Source organism: Actinoplanes sp. L3-i22 (genome assembly GCF_019704555.1).
Lineage (GTDB): Bacteria > Actinomycetota > Actinomycetes > Mycobacteriales > Micromonosporaceae > Actinoplanes.
Genome location: NZ_AP024745.1, coordinates 6,721,133 through 6,735,684, shown reverse-complemented (window position 1 = coordinate 6,735,684; position 14,552 = coordinate 6,721,133). Strand labels below are relative to the sequence as shown.

Here is a 14,552-nt window from a genome sequence, read left to right as displayed (position 1 = left end):
GCGTCGGTGTGATCACCGACAGGTGATTAACGCGATCTGCTGGGTCAAACGCACCTGTTCGCCGGCCCGCCTCGGCCAGCATCGCGGCGGTACCTTGGATGAGACGGGCTCGGCTGTCGTTGCAGGCAACGAGGCGCCGTGGACGAGGGGATTGTCGGATGATCGAGGCACAGGCGGACTGTGGCTGACCGACGTGAAAAGCCTGCTGGTGTCGTTCGGGTGGGCGCCTGCCAAACGCCGGAGATCCTGGGCGATCCCGACGCCGCGCTCGACTGCATCGAGCAGTTCTCAGCCCAAGACAACGGCCGCGGCACGGACCTGCTGCTCTTCCCGGAATGCTTCCTTCAGGGATACCTCGCCGATGACGACCACGTCTCCCGGTACGCCCTCCGGCTGAATTCATCAGGATTCGCCGCGGTGTTGCGCCGCCTCGCGCCCGTCGAGCAGGTCCTGGTCTTCGGGGTCATCGAGACCGACAACGGCAGGTACTTCAACACCGCCGTCGTCGTCGACCGCGGACGCCTCGTCGGCCGCTACCGCAAGACCCGGCTCCTACCCGGCGAATCGGTGTTCACCCCCGGTGAGGACTACCCGACCTTCGTGCTGCATGGCGCGCGGTACGGCGTAAACATATGCTCCGACACGCAGTTCCCGGAGCCGGCCGCCATGATCGCAGCGCAGGGAGCGACACTGCTGCTGGTCGCGGCGCAGAACATGATGCGCCGCCCAGCCGCTATCCGGTTCAAGGACCTGCACCACAGCATGCGCGCCGAACGAGCCCGCGAGACCGGCATGTGGCTGGTGTCCTCCGACGTCACCGGCGCCCGCGCAGACCGCATCGCCTACGGCCCTACCAGCATCATGTCACCGCAGGGCGACATCGTTGCCCAGGTGCCGCTGATGACAACCGGCATCGTCGTGGCCGACATCCCGATCGTCTCGAGATGAGCTCGGGCGCTTTGTCACCGACGAGCGGCCTCACCAAGCAACAGGCTTCGACCTGGCTGGCAGAGCCGGAGTAGTCCACACACTGCGATATCCGAACGGACAACTCCCGCTACGCCCGGACGGTTCGTATCTCCGGTTTGCCGACCAGCTGCCTGTCGGCTAGCACCACCGTGCGGCGTCGCTCCCGGCGCGCCGCGCTACGGGCGGACCGGAATTAGCGTTTGGACGGCTGGTTCCGCAGCTGACGGAAGGAACAGAAGGTCAGCGGACACGGCGGACAGCACTTGGGCGTCCGCTTCAGCTTGGCCATGGTCTTCGCCGCAGGGACACGATGTCCACACTCCTGTGCGGACCTGGTCACGCAGGACTTGCAAGGTGTCTCTGGCCAAGGCAGCGATGTCGGCGCCGATGGTGACGTACTCGGTGCCCGGTGCCATGTTCATGACCGCTAAGCCGAGCCCGGAGATGGCCTCCCCTGCTTGCGCCAGGTCGAGTGCCGGTTGGGGTTTCTGCTGATCACTGTTGATTTCGGCGAACAAGATCACCTGGGCGAGTGCTGCTTGAATCCGGCCCGCAACGCGCAGCGACAGGGCTTCACGCCGGCTGGCCGGCCTTTCTCTTTCTTGAATCCTCACCATCATCGCGGCCGCCACCTCCGTGCCCCCATCGTCGCCGATGTAGCTGAGTGTCACTGTCTGCGGTGAGCGCCTCATCTGATCCACGATCATCGCGATACGCGCGTGGAGTTGCTCGACCACGACTACGGGATCCGCGACACCACTGATCTGCCCGGCTGTGCTCGACGAACTGGTCGATGGGCCGGCTGATCTCGCCGCGCCTGGGCACGGGCACTTCCCATTACTGCTCAGTCTGCCAGTTAATTTCGCGACGTCCGAGGATGTCGAGCCGTCGGGTGACAGCCGCTGTGAGGAGCTAGCGTCTGATTTGATCGGCGGGGTAGCTCGCTTGAATTTCTTGGAACCATGTCTGAAGGTCGTTGGCGCTGTCGACCCAATCTGAGAGCAGCGCAATCGCAATCTCCTGGCTCGACTGCATCGTGCCTTGCACAGCCTCGACCTGTCAGCGGTAGCCGACGAGTACGAGGATCTCGTGTCCCCGCTGCTCGAACTGCCGGCAGAGCTCCCGCTCGCGAATCCCCATCAGCACCAGCGCCCCGACCGTCAGGGTCCAGAAGATCAGGCCGGCGAGTTGCGCGGTCCGCCAGAGCGCGACAGCGACGATGCTCGCCACCAGGAGGGTGTTCGCCGCGCCTACGCGCGCGGCGCGGCGCGAGCACGGCCAGGGTGGGATCCGCGGCGTGAGCTGGCGAGCCATCCACCACCCGCTGGTGGCAAGCAGTAACCCGAACGCGAGTATCAGCAATACCCAGGACGCGGCCGCATCCAGGCCACCAGAGCCTTGTCGATGCGGGAGCAGAACGGCGCCGACCAGCGCGCTCGGCCATACTGCAAGACCGGCCACCCGGCGTATCTGGTCGCGCTGGTGCGCCACCCGCCCTTGCCGCCGCAGCGCCTGCTCCACCGGGTTTCCCTGGGTATCGAGTCCGTGTCGCACGTCCATCCCCCTGGCGGCCGTCGTCTCGCAGCCCGAGCGTAGCCAGTAAGCCCTTCCCCGGGCCAGGCATTGCCGGCGACCGATAGACGCCCGAGCGGCGGGCGTAGTCAGTAGCCTCCGGTACCGCTGCGGCGAGGTGCCGGCTCCGCCTCAGTCAGCAGCCACCTGGATTCTCGTTGTCACACTGGCAGCGGCGCCGCCTGCACGGCGTCACGGATGAGGTCGCCGTACCCACGCCCGGGAAGATTGCGTGTGAGCTGCCAGGCCAGGTGCCCGATCGCAGCGGGCCTGCTCGCTGCGTCCGTCGACCCGACACGGGAGAGGTCGGTGAGGGCCTGCAGGTCAGGGCCGGTGTAGCGGCAGAACATGATGTGTCTGCGCAGCTGCAATCCGATGGAGAGCAGGTTGGTGTCGTCGCAGGCGGGCTGGCCGAGCTCGTCGATGATCGCCCTGATGTGGTGCTGCAACGTGTCGTTGCCGCTGGTTTCGGGATGGCTCGCGCTGTATCCGGCGACGGCATGGGCGCCGAGGTAGCCGGCGAGGCGGATGCCGCCGCAGTAGACCGCGGTGGCAGTCGTGGGCTGCGCGTCCGTGCGCTGCCGGATCAGGGTGATGCCCCACCGGTAGGCGAGGCGGGCGCAGGCGGCGGTCCGGCCGTCGTCGCCGGTGATCGCCGAGCGGATCAGTGCGGTGATCGGCCTGTCGTAGTGGTCGGCGGGGATGAGCTCGCTGATGCTGCGCATGTTGGGGTGGCGAGGATCGCTGAGGTAGCTGATGAGGTCCTCGGTGGTCGCCTCGGGGGCAGCCGGTTCGGTGGTCATATTGGGTGTTCTCCTCTCGGGTGGCGGGTGCTGGCGATGTCGCGGGAGTCGGGACGATGACCGGGTGCCGCTCCCACGTCAGAGCTCGTGGCTCGGGATGCTTTCAGGCATCTCCGGTCACCGTCCCGGCCTCCGCAGAGCGCCGTTAGGCGGGGTTTTCTCGGAGCGGGAACGCCTGCTGTTCGTCGTAGCTGGCACCGGTGGTCAGGCAGTGGTGCAGGCCGGACAGGAGGTGACCGGCGACGCGGCGCAGCGCGCCGGCGTAGGTGTCGCCGGCTGCGCGGCGTTGGTCGTAGTGGGCTCGGGCTCCCGGTGAGCGGGTCAGTGACGTGAAGGCCCACTGGTGGCAGACGGCTTTGAGACGGCGATTGCAGATGTGGCGATGGGTGACCTGCCGGCTTTTGCCGCTGGACCAGGTCAGCGGGGCGACACCGGCGTAGGCGCGTAGGCCGCGCGGGCTGGCGAACCGGTTCGGGTCGTCGCCGAGTTCCGCGAGGAGCCGGGCGCCGGTGAGCGCGCCGCAGCCGGGAAACGACAGGTACACCGCGGCCTGCTCGTGGTTCAGGAAGGCCTCGCTCAACTGGGCGGTGAGCTTGTCGGTGCTCTGGCACGCGTGGTCGAACTGGCTCAACAGGGCCCGTACCTCAACGGCGGAGGCTATCTCGATGTCGCGGGGTAGCCGCAAAACGGGTACGGCGAACAAATCTCGCAGCCGATACGCCTCGTCGTCGACCAGGCGCAGCCGCACCGGGGCAAGAATCTTCGTCAGCCGGTACTGAGTCAGTCGTTGCGCGGCCTCCGCGGTCGGCCCGGCGGCGAGCACCGCCCGGGCCTCTGCCCGGCGCAGGCCGAAGTCGCGGCCTTCCCAGGCGTTGACTGCGGCGGGATGGACTTGGTGCAGCAGCCTGCGCAGTTTCGCCTGCAGCTTCTCGCGCAGCAGCTGAGCCTGATGCTGGGCGCGGGTCAAGACGGTGATCGCCTCGGCTGCCGGGCTGGTCTGGGGAAGGGGCTGGAGCTGGCCCCATCGTTCGTGCAGCAGCATCGCCAGCAAGACGGCGTCGGACCGGTCGGCTTTCTTTTTCGTCACCGACCGGTAGCGGCGGTAGAGCGCCATCTCCGTCGGTGGAATCTGAAATATCGTCTGGCCGCGGGCCCGTAGTGCATGCACCAGTAGGCCCTGATTCGTTTCGATCGCTATCGGCACGAGTTTGCGGGAGTGCTGGTGGCTGGCCAGCAAACCGGAGAGCACGGTGAGAAGCTCCGCTACGCCCTCAGGTGTCGCGGCGATACGCAGGTGCTGAACCGCGCCGCTGCGGGTGTCGATCACGGCGACGTCGTTGACCTGGCTGGCCCAGTCGATCCCGCAGAAAAAGCGGGGTGGCCGTTGCATCTGTCCTCCGGTTCCCTGGCATGGTGGGTGGTTCCAGCCGGGCATGCCGAGGGAAAGGGTTGAGATTCGACCGCGCGGGTGGCCGCCTACTGCTGATGCGATTCACGCTGAGCAGTTGGGCGCATGCGCCGCGCGGCAGCTCTCTCCGATTTCCGGGCAGCTGCTGGAACGAGCACCCCCACGCGTGTGGGGAACAGGAGCACCATCACCGACAGCTCGGTAGGTGATGGCAACAAATTCGGCAGCTCCCGGAGGGCGCTGCTGGCATCGACAGCGGACTCTACCGGCGTAGTGCTGTCGCTGCCAACCCGCCCACCCGCTTCGGGTCGAGAGCTGGACACGAAGGCTGGATGTTTGGTGGCCAGGTCTGCCTCGACCAAGGCCAGGGCTGCCGGACACCCCTGACGCGCAACAAGGAGATGAACCTGTTGGCCGGTCTGCGCTGCCCGGGTAAAGCGAACGTGTTACTCGCCGCTCTCATCGATGCCGATGCGGAAAGCGTTGAGTCGACGAGTACTGCACATGGCAGCGCCGCTTCAGATACCCCGGTGGGTCTGAAGTGGCGCCTGCGTCATGCCGCCCCAGATGGTCAGTGCGCCTGGTTGAACGCCTCGACCACGTTGGCGGGGATCCGGCCCCGGCTGGACAACTCGTGACCGTTGCTCCTCGCCCACTCACGGATCGCCTGATTCTGGTCCCGCGGCGTACGGTTTGTGAACGTGCGGATCGGCTCCTGCCCGCGCCGAGTCACCCGACTGGCACGCGCCTGTCGGCTCCCGTTGCTGATGTACGGGTCGAGCGCCGTACGCAGCTTCCCGGCGTTGCCCTCGGACAGATCGATGGTGTAGCTGACGCCATCGAGGCTGAACTCAACTGTCCGATCCGCTGTGGAGCCGTCGAGGTCGTCGGTGAGAACGATGACTTGCTGCTTTGCCATGAGGTGAGCTCCCATTCGGCCCGGGGCGTCATCGGGAATGACAGAAACCCGCATGATTGTATTTCCGGCAATGATAGCGAACACTTTCAGTACTGACTAATGGGGCCGCTGGCAGGTCGACCGCCCACCCGTAGCTACACGAGCGTATGTTGATCGACCGCTGCCCCTGAAACGGCAGAGCGAAGGGCGCTGTTGGCCGGTTAGGTCAGACACCCTCGATGAAGAGGGGTATCCGCTGTGCCCTTCGCCGCGCAGGTCAGATTCAGCTCGATGGTGGCGTCGGTTCTTGCGACCTTGGACGCCGGCGCAGGCTGGGTGCGTTCCACATCAGGATCAAGTGGTGCCGTAGGTGGCGGCCAACGCCATCCGGGAATGGAACGAACCGCATGAGAACGATCGGCGGGATGGGAAAACCCTTGGCGGGGGTTTATTTCGAGTCAGGTCCGGCAGCGTTTTGCGGACCCTTCTGTGCAGCGCGCATTAGCTCAACCTTCGCCGTCAGCGCCCTCAGAAGTGTCTCGGCAGCTTCTAGGCCGAACTCATAGGCATTCAGATGTAGTCGCACCGTGGGGTCGTCACTGGCCTCGGATACCTGCAACGCCAAGGGACGGCCGGGCCTTGGAGCAGAGAGCTGGGATATCAGGACTGGTGTGCTTTCGTGGACAATCACTTCGCCTGGCTCCTCGTCGTGTTTACGGGTGCAGTACGTGGGACAGGTGGCAGCGAACACGGCGGGCACGGAACCTCCAGCGAAGCGATCGTGGTGGCGAGACTCAGGCAGGACCTGATCCGGAAGGTCTTCGCCAGGTTGCTCACCCGGTGACGACCTCGAAACGCATCTTCACCGTCTCGAGTAGCCGTAGCCGCTGCTGTCGAGCGACCTCCGAGCACGGGTCGATAGAGGAGCAGGGGAGTAGCGGCTGTGCTGCGCTACCTGCAACTCGACCCGATCAGGCCCAGATGCGGAGTCGCCACATCAGGCGAGCGCACAGGTCGTGCCTGAGCTCGGCGACGCTGGTGCTGGTGCTGGTGCTGGTGATCCGCGAGCCGCTACTGCGGGCGCTCGGCCGGCAAGCGGAGAGCCGGCTCGGCATGGACCTGCCGAACGACGGTCGGCTGCTGCGGGGCGTCCGGGACGGGCGGACCGTCCGGGTCATATCGTGGAACGACCTGCTGCATACGCTGGCCGATTAGCCGGGGAACCGTAGCCAGATCTGCTCACGCTGGCGGCGGCGATCGAAGACATCACCGAGTCCGTGCCGTTCTGCGAGCTGATCCAGGACATCGCGGTAGGCCGGACGGTGGCCCAGAGCAGTCAGGTCGCCCGCACCCTGTGCCGGGAGCTGCCGGCGTGGCTGGATCGGGAACACGTCTGCCACGAGGTCGTGACCGGCCGAACCAGAAGCGCACCGACGTCTACGTCGCCTCGCGGTCTTGAAGCACCGGATCTGGGTGGGCCACTGCCGTTTGCCATCGAGGTGTGTCCCTCGTGCCGGTGATCGTTTCTGCCAGTGAGGTTTGCCGGCCTCGCCCGTCTGTTAAGCCACCAACGCCGCGACGCGGCCGGACACTCGCCCGCGAAGAGTTGCGGCCGGACACGGTGCCAACACCGTCACCGGCCACGACTCGACACCATCACCGTGAACCTCGTGTGCGGACCCCGGCTCGCGACCGGTCACTCGCTCGGCTGGTCAGCACGCTCCAGAAACACGCCTTTGCCGGGACGCCGAAAGTGTCCCGACTTGACCAGTAAAGCCTCAACGATGGAACAGGTGTCCTCGGCCTCAACCGCGACAGTTTGACGCGCGTTCTCGCCGGTCAGAAGAGCACCCAGCGCTGTCGGCAACAGAGCCTTGAAATGACGGAAACCGTCCATCTGCGCCAATGCTTCCACCGCCTTGGCCGGAACCGTCCCCCGGACGGGGCTATCACTCAACAGGTAAACAAGCGTCTTGGCGAATACGGCCAACTCGAACACGTGATCAACCTGCATCTCGATCGTGTCCGGCCGGGTCTTCGACCCGAAGATGTCCGCAGCCGAAGCAACCTTGCGAGGATCCACCCACATAGTTTTGCCCATAAAACGGATATTACGTGGGGGTTGGATCTTCGGTGGCAGCACGAACCGGCACCTCACCCCAGAGAGTCGCCGGGCTGCGTGGCGTACACCGCGCAGCCCGGAGTCGCGCCCACGCGGCCGCGTCTAACGCCGATGCCGAGCTGCGGTCGACTGGGATGCCGCCGGCTGTGCGGTACTTGGCTGCCTCGCGGCCTGAGCTCCGAAACCGGAACGGGCATGGGGGAATGCCTGCGCAGCTGGCTTCGGGATCGGAGCCGAGGCCGTGATCGCCTGTAGCTCTGGATGCCATCTGTCGCCCAGGGCGCGAACAACCCGGTGCGCCAGGTCGGTGAACTGCTGCCGTTCCTGCGGATGCCAGGTGCGGGATCGTTCGGCGCCAACAGCATCCGCCATGGAGATGTCCGGCCACCGCCAGGCCCGGTCAGCGGTCAGGTAGTTAGCCGCGACCAGACCAGTCCTGCCGTGGATTTGCGCCTGGTCGACCAGGTGGTCACGGTCTACGAGCTCAGCGACGGCAAGCATCCCGTCGTAGGCGCTGTCGTGGTCCGCGCCGCTGACGAGCCGACCGCCGTGTGTGTGGGCCAACTGGTAATGGAACTCGGCGAATGTCCCGAGTTGGCTCACCACCTTCGGCACCGACAGCAAAGACATCCCGAGGTAGTAGCCGGCGGCGCGGAACCGCGCCGCCGTCTCGGCCACTGCCTGCGGGTTGTCCATCGGCATCTCGAGCACGACATCGGCGCCTGCCTGCTGCACCGTATCAACGGCGAGCTGCGCCCAACGGCGCCCCGCCGCCCGCACATCGGGTGCGATGTCGCGTCCCGACGGCGTAGGCAGAACGAAATTGGGATGGTACGGCTCGAGGAAAGCGGGGTTGATGACTGCGGGGACAGCGCCACTGACCTGCCGGAACTTTTGAGCGACCGCCGCGGCCAGGGTATGCACGCCCGAACCCGGAGGGCCCCCGACGAACACGGCCGTGGGGTGCGAGCTCCTGGTGAGGGCCGTGAACTCGGTCGCGACGATGTCGTTCTCAAAGATCCGCCGGAACCCGGCCTCGCTGAGCGTGGCGGTCATACCGTGTCCGCTCGAAGCTGTTCAGCCGTAGCTCGAAGCGACCTCATCAGCGCCGTGAGCTCGCCGGTGCTGAGACCGACGATGCTGCTGCGTAGTTGGGCAGTGGCGTCTCGCTGCTGGGCGAGCGCCCGCACTCGGGGCGTGTCGCCGACAGCCGTGAAATGGCGCATTGCCGCTGTTTGAGCGGCGACAACCACGCTGATCATCTCGTGGGACGCCGACTCAACCCCGGCCCGATCAGGATCCCACCGGGCGTCCTGACTGTCGTCGGTCGACAACATGGCAGGACCGACCACGGGATGACTGCTAGATACCGATTTGAGTCCGCTAACTGGATTCATGCTCGAGAGGGTGAAGCACCTATGCGGGCGCTACTGGCAACGCTGCGGCTGCCTCAAGCAGGAGCGGACAAACGCACGACTACAGGGGCGCGGCCCGGCCTATTACTCGCCTCTACCGCTGGCGGCGGTCGTGCCCGCGGCGCAGTCAGCTGACGTCAGCGATCCGCCGCTGCCCCCACCGCGGGTTCTTTCCATACAGCGCGCCGAGTTCGGTACCGAGAAGCCGCACCTGGGCGGCACGCGCCGCCCGGCACAGCTCCCGCGCATCCGCCCGTTTCCACTTCTCCGACTTGGCATCCATCTCGCCCGACCGGACAACGGCCGTGACCCGGTCACGATGGGCCATCAGGGCCGCAACTGCCGACTCCGGAACAGTCGTGGATCGCCGTGCCTGCGATAGCACGGATGCCGACGCGGAGGACCCGTGAGCTGCAGGCTCGTCCCGACCCTCGATAGGTTCCGAAGCCATGCTGCTGGCTGACCTCGCCGGGGCCATCGTCATCACAGTTGAGCCGGCCTCAGACGGTGCCGGCTCCACGGTCCGTGCCCGAGCGGGGCTGTATCCCGGCATCCGGACGGTTCTGACCTGTTGGATCGGCTCGGATGAGGCCGCCGGCACATTTCCAGCCGCTATGGCGATCGACGCTGTACCGGCGGAACCGGCGATGGCGCGGTGACGTCCTCGCAGAACCGGGGGCTGCGGGACGCGCGGATCGCTGCCGCCTCCCGATACCGGCGCCAAGTACGGTCCACCCGCTGCGCTCACCGGCTGTTTCGTCGACGGTGCTCTGCTCTGCGCACGTTGCAGGGCCGCAGCTACACCGCCCGGCTCCAATAAGCTCACCACCTGCTGTATTCGAGCGAGCTGCGCAAGCACATCCTCGACGACCGGCTCCCCGACGATCTGCACATCCTTCAGCAGCCGGCTGCGCCACCACGACTTCGGCCAGCGGCCCGAGCTCACCCGGTGGTGGTTGACCACCATGCGGCGCATCTGGCGCTCGTTCGCCATCCGCTCCAGGTCCGGGTCGTCGTCCGGGATCAGCCAGCCCCAGCGCTCGGCGAGACGCCGCGGGCTGTACGCGAACCGGCCGTGACGGACGCGCTGCCCGGCCGCGGTCAGCGCGGCCCACCACATCAGGAAGATCACGCAGGGCACGGCGAGACGCAGCAGCTTCTCGGTGCCGGTGACCGCGTTGCTGGCGACGATGATGCCGGAGACCGCGGCGATCAGGGCGGCGATCCAGAGCATCGGCCCGGGGTGGCCGGGCGTGACGATCTTGCCGTCCTCGTCGTACACCGAGGTGTTGCGGTACTGCTCGGCGGCGAGCGAGGTGGCGGTCAGGAAGCAGATCTCGAAGACCGCGAAGACCAGCACCGCGAACACCTTCGGCAGGTGCAGCTGTTCGGTCGCGATCACCCACATGCCCTCGGCGTTGAGCAGCAGCGCGAGGTTCATGCTGAAGGACAGCGCGATCGGGCGCAGCGGCTTGCCCGATCGCTTCGCCCAGATCCCGAAGCTGATCAGGAGGAGGACGCCGAGCAGACCGCCGGCCAGGACGAGGACGGCCCCATAGCTGGCGATCGCGCTGTTAAGCGGCATCACCGCTCGTCCACCCCCTCATGATCGGACACGTCGATTCATCAAGATAAATGCTCACTTGGCTCTCGTGGGGCCGCGCCCCATCAGCACTGATGCGGAGGTTTCGGGGCCCCGGTGGGCAGGGTCGGGCCGGCTGGTCATGTGGGCACGTACCTCCGTCCAGGTCAGGCGGGCCTATATAATGATACCCCTTATGGGTCGTGTGTGGACGACCGCACACCTCCCAAGCGATGCGACCCCAAGTTCGGCGACTGCTCGCTAGTCACCAGTAGCAGCGACCAGCATCAGCCCTGCCCCTACCGGCACAGCAAAACGATCACACTGGACTGGCTCTTGCACTGCAGGTCCCGCCGGGTATGCATGTACCCGCCAGGCTCAGCGGCCGGGCCGAACATCCATAAGGCGTCGGCGCCAGATCAGCGTCAGCTGCACCGCCTCGCGCGTCACTATCGTCGAGCCCGACAGTTGCCTGTCGTCTTCCCGCTGCGATGGCCGCCACCGCTACTACTGTCGCCGTCATAGCGCCACCCACGGCGAAGCCATCGACTGACTCGACAGGCAGCTACACATAGACACAGGCGTGCGTCAGACCGCAGGCAACAGGCCAACGGAACACACTCCACCCAACGACCTATGCCAAAGCGTCTGCAAGGAAACGACAGATCGCCAGCACTACCGAAACCAGCTAGGAGAAACGACAGCAGCAAGCGACGCTACGACCGCCCTGACCTGCAACTACGACACTTTCGCGAGGCGACAATCCTGAAAACCGGAAAGCCACCAAAGCTCCACGCGACACCGACTGCACGCGATTCCCCGACGACCGCGGGCAAGGCGCTACCGGTAGCACCTCCCGGATGCGACGGCGTTCTCGGGACGCTACTGACAGCCGACCCACATCTGACAGACGTCGAGATCTGCCCGCCGACGGCCGAAGCGACGGGCCAGTGCGGGCGTTCCCGCCGTTGGCCTGCACCCGGACGCTCGAGCCGGACACCGAAGACAATGCCAAACCGGCGACACTTCGCCCACGCATCGACGGCCTAACCTAAAACGCGGTCTTCTCGCCGGCGATCGCAGCGTGGGACCGCGACCGCAAGCCTTCAGACATCAGAAGGGCCTCGCGCGCGGCGCTTGAGCCGCTGCACGACCTGCACACTGACGGGCCTACCGTCCAAGCGAGCACTGAGCGCAGCGGCGACGTCCCGGTTTTTCAAACCCAGGCCGCCCGGCTGCGACAAAACGGCCTCGAGATCGGCCACTGTGGGTGCTCGGCCCGGAGTCCGGCCGCCACGCCTCGGGCGCTCCGGCACCAGCCAACCGATCGCGTGAGCGCGAGTCCACCGATAGGTGTTGCCGCGACGGGCCGGCTCAATGTCGTCGGGAAACGGCAGGTAGCCGTCCTGGCCGTCCTCCCACGCATTGAGCGACAGTTTGACGTAGGCGGAAATCGTCGCTGTAGCGACACCACGCAACTGCGCAAGCGCGGCGACGTCGAGGAGTTCATCAGGATCACCGGCCGGTAGATGCCGGACCGGGACAGGCCGCACAGCCTGGAACGCATCGACACTGGCCACCGAAAACCAGTCGCGGTCCTCAAACCGCTCGGGCAACGGCTCAGGAAAACCGGTGACAGCCCGCCGCAGGGGAGTAGAAAGCATCCGGACCGTGCTGACCGACAGCCCGAGCCGTTCGGCAACGCCGCGGCGATCAATGGCGGCCTGCCCACCGATGGTTCTGATCTCCACCGTGTCTCCGTCATCGCTGCTCGACCAGGCGCACGCTGCCGCGGCAACACCGGCAGCACCGGAACGCTACCCAAATCTGCGGCGGACCAGAACCTGGTGGCACCGGCTGCCTAATGTATCGTGCCGCAGTCCCTACAACCGGCAGATGCACGCTGGGTAGCGCCAGTGGTGGATCCGCGCCGCCGACATCACGACTGCGAGCCACGGCGCCGGATTGTCCACAGAAGACGCCGGCGGGGATGGACACCTGGCAGGCAGGTGTCCCAGGCTCACAACTATGGAATTCACGCAGGCCGCCCGGGCGGTCATCGAGGACCTGAAAGCCGGCAATGAGCTGGCGCTGGCGGCGGCGGTGGCGCTAGCCCTGCGGGCATGGCGCACCCTCGCTGCCGGTGACCCGACCGCCTGGGACCTGTTCGGCCTGGATGTCCTGGCTGTGCAGCAAATGCTCTACGTCCAGGTCCAAGTCGAGGTCCAGGCCGACCCGCCGCACGACGACGGGCCGACCCGCGCCCTGCTACAGCAGCTCGTTGGACAGCTTGCAGACCACCACGCCCAGCGCGCAGCCACCGGCACCGACTCCCTGGACGAGCGCCTCGAACACGAGGCCGGATCCATCCAACTGCGCCGTGCGCTGGCAGTGCTCGGGTGACGGTCGGATACTGGCGGACCGAAGTGGCCGCCGCCCTGACCGCAGCAGTCAGCGCCATCCGGGCACAACCACCCGCGGCCCCCTCCGACGGCTACTCGGCCCTCGCCGCCCGCTCGAAAATCTACAACGGCCTGGCCCGGGCGACCGCGCTGCTTACTAACGGCCCTCCATCAGAGAAATGGTCCGTACCGCAGGAAGGCAAGACCCGCCGCCGCCCGCAGCCCGGCCTCGCCGACTTCTACGACCAGCTGTGCGCCGCCGCCGGAACGATCCGCGACGCAGCCCCGGCCGACGCTCACCCCGGCGTACAGCTACTGCAACGCGCCGCCGACGGTGTCGGTGTCATCGGTGACATTCTCGCCGGCCACGTACCACCAGGTCAGCGCCCCTGCTCTCGAGAGGGTGCCGCGATCCGGGCCGGAGCAGGCGTACCCGCCGCACTCGCTGACCTAGCTGACCTGACGCTCGCCTTGATCGCCGTCGACCAGCATCTGCCCGCCTGGGTTGGCCTCACCAACGAATCGGCGACCGCCGCCGACGGCACCCCACCACTGCGTGACCCGACTGCCGCGCTTGAAGCTGCCGCCCGACAAATGATCAACGGCGCGGAACCCGCCGTAAACCTCGTCAACGACCTCGACGTGCTGCGGCACCCAATCGACCCGGCACCGGCAGCCGACACCGCCGACCAGGCCATCATTGCCGTTACCGCCGCAGAGTTCTGGCTACGGCGGCATCCTGAAGACATCACCGCAGCCCATCTGCAGATCGCGACCCGGCTAGGCCTGACCGCGGCCGTCCACGCAGGAAGAGCCGAGCAGCCGTGGTGGCGCGCTGCAGCATCCGGCGCCGCCGCACTGCGCGGCATTCCGGCCTGCGGCCCGGACCAGGCCGTCGCCGACGAACTCGCCGAGGTACTCCGCTGGCTGCGTCCCGCCGACGACAGCGCCAGGTCACAGCCCGACTCTCCGCAGGTCGCCCGGCTGGCCCCGCACCTGCTGTCGCTGGCCGGCGCCCTGGCCAACGGCCTGCCCGCCGCAGTCACCCGAGGCAACCTGCTCGTCAACGAGAAAACCCTCCAACGGCCCCACCAATCACTGATCTACGTGATCACACAGCTATGGCGCCCGGCCACACGCACCGACACCCCGATCACCGATCTGGCCGCCGACCTCACCCACCTCAACCGGCTGCGCTCCCCAGCCCCTACGGCGTTTCCGGGCCCGCCACGCCCTCGCCGCGAAGCCGCACCCCGCGACCCGGCACCGTCGAAGACGTACCCCGCGCGACGTCAGCCGAGGAGCCGGTGACACCCGATACCCGAGCGCGCGACGGCGCGGCTGCTTGGGCCGCAGCGCCCTCACCAGCTGGCCGTCGCGG

The 14,552-nt window shown here is 66.8% G+C and carries 13 protein-coding genes; 4 read left to right on the top strand and 9 right to left on the bottom strand.

Translation table 11 applies throughout. The features are described 5' to 3' along the window. Nucleotides 1–180 precede the first annotated feature (180 nt). Nucleotides 181–948 carry a carbon-nitrogen hydrolase family protein gene (locus L3i22_RS30305; RefSeq protein ID WP_221320926.1) on the top strand — a complete coding sequence of 256 codons (768 nt, stop codon included), beginning with the start codon at nt 181–183 and terminating at the stop codon, nt 946–948. A gap of 197 nt (nt 949–1,145) precedes the next feature. Here the strand turns inward: L3i22_RS30305 and L3i22_RS30300 are convergent, their stop codons facing one another. The 5 genes from L3i22_RS30300 to L3i22_RS30280 form a co-directional block, all read right to left on the bottom strand. Beyond that, entirely contained in the window at nt 1,146–1,706 is a 561-nt protein-coding gene (locus L3i22_RS30300) for a hypothetical protein (RefSeq protein ID WP_221320925.1), read from the bottom strand. A 322-nt stretch (nt 1,707–2,028) separates the two neighbouring features. After that, nucleotides 2,029–2,490: a hypothetical protein gene (locus L3i22_RS30295; protein ID WP_221320924.1), complete on the bottom strand. Its 462-nt coding sequence runs from the start codon at nt 2,488–2,490 to the stop codon at nt 2,029–2,031. Between the two features lie 212 nt (nt 2,491–2,702). Continuing rightward, nucleotides 2,703–3,344, bottom strand: coding sequence for a hypothetical protein (locus L3i22_RS30290; protein WP_221320923.1), 642 nt, complete (start codon nt 3,342–3,344; stop codon nt 2,703–2,705). Between the two features lie 145 nt (nt 3,345–3,489). Further along, nucleotides 3,490–4,734 carry a transposase gene (locus L3i22_RS30285; RefSeq protein ID WP_221320922.1) on the bottom strand — a complete coding sequence of 415 codons (1,245 nt, stop codon included), beginning with the start codon at nt 4,732–4,734 and terminating at the stop codon, nt 3,490–3,492. A 589-nt stretch (nt 4,735–5,323) separates the two neighbouring features. Beyond that, complete coding sequence (locus L3i22_RS30280) at nt 5,324–5,671, bottom strand: Lsr2 family protein (protein ID WP_221320921.1); 348 nt, start codon at nt 5,669–5,671, stop codon at nt 5,324–5,326. Between the two features lie 1,023 nt (nt 5,672–6,694). Here L3i22_RS30280 and L3i22_RS30275 point away from each other — a divergent pair. Next, nucleotides 6,695–6,865, top strand: a complete 171-nt coding sequence (locus L3i22_RS30275) for a hypothetical protein (protein WP_221320920.1) — start codon at nt 6,695–6,697, stop codon at nt 6,863–6,865. A gap of 481 nt (nt 6,866–7,346) precedes the next feature. On the opposite strand, the gene L3i22_RS30270 is transcribed toward L3i22_RS30275, so the two are convergent. The 4 genes from L3i22_RS30270 to L3i22_RS30255 all read right to left on the bottom strand — a co-directional run bounded on the left by L3i22_RS30270 (nt 7,347) and on the right by L3i22_RS30255 (nt 12,520). Further along, nucleotides 7,347–7,733 (bottom strand): hypothetical protein, encoded by a 387-nt coding sequence (locus L3i22_RS30270; protein WP_221320919.1) that lies wholly within the window; start codon nt 7,731–7,733, stop codon nt 7,347–7,349. Nucleotides 7,734–7,874: 141 nt separating this feature from the next. Continuing rightward, nucleotides 7,875–8,828: a zeta toxin family protein gene (locus L3i22_RS30265; RefSeq protein ID WP_221320918.1), complete on the bottom strand. Its 954-nt coding sequence runs from the start codon at nt 8,826–8,828 to the stop codon at nt 7,875–7,877. A 486-nt stretch (nt 8,829–9,314) separates the two neighbouring features. Then, nucleotides 9,315–10,772: a hypothetical protein gene (locus L3i22_RS30260; protein WP_221320917.1), complete on the bottom strand. Its 1,458-nt coding sequence runs from the start codon at nt 10,770–10,772 to the stop codon at nt 9,315–9,317. A gap of 1,103 nt (nt 10,773–11,875) precedes the next feature. Next, a complete protein-coding gene (locus L3i22_RS30255; protein ID WP_221320916.1) occupies nt 11,876–12,520 on the bottom strand; it encodes a hypothetical protein in 645 nt (214 codons plus the stop codon). 277 nt (nt 12,521–12,797) lie between these two features. Here L3i22_RS30255 and L3i22_RS30250 point away from each other — a divergent pair, with 277 nt between their 5' ends. Together L3i22_RS30250 and L3i22_RS30245 are read left to right on the top strand one after the other, a co-directional pair. Next, nucleotides 12,798–13,172: a hypothetical protein gene (locus L3i22_RS30250; RefSeq protein ID WP_221320915.1), complete on the top strand. Its 375-nt coding sequence runs from the start codon at nt 12,798–12,800 to the stop codon at nt 13,170–13,172. Further along, on the top strand, nt 13,169–14,482 hold the full coding sequence (locus L3i22_RS30245) for a hypothetical protein (RefSeq protein ID WP_221320914.1): 1,314 nt from the start codon (nt 13,169–13,171) through the stop codon (nt 14,480–14,482). The genes L3i22_RS30250 and L3i22_RS30245 overlap by 4 nt, the downstream gene beginning before the upstream one ends. Nucleotides 14,483–14,552: the final 70 nt, after the last annotated feature.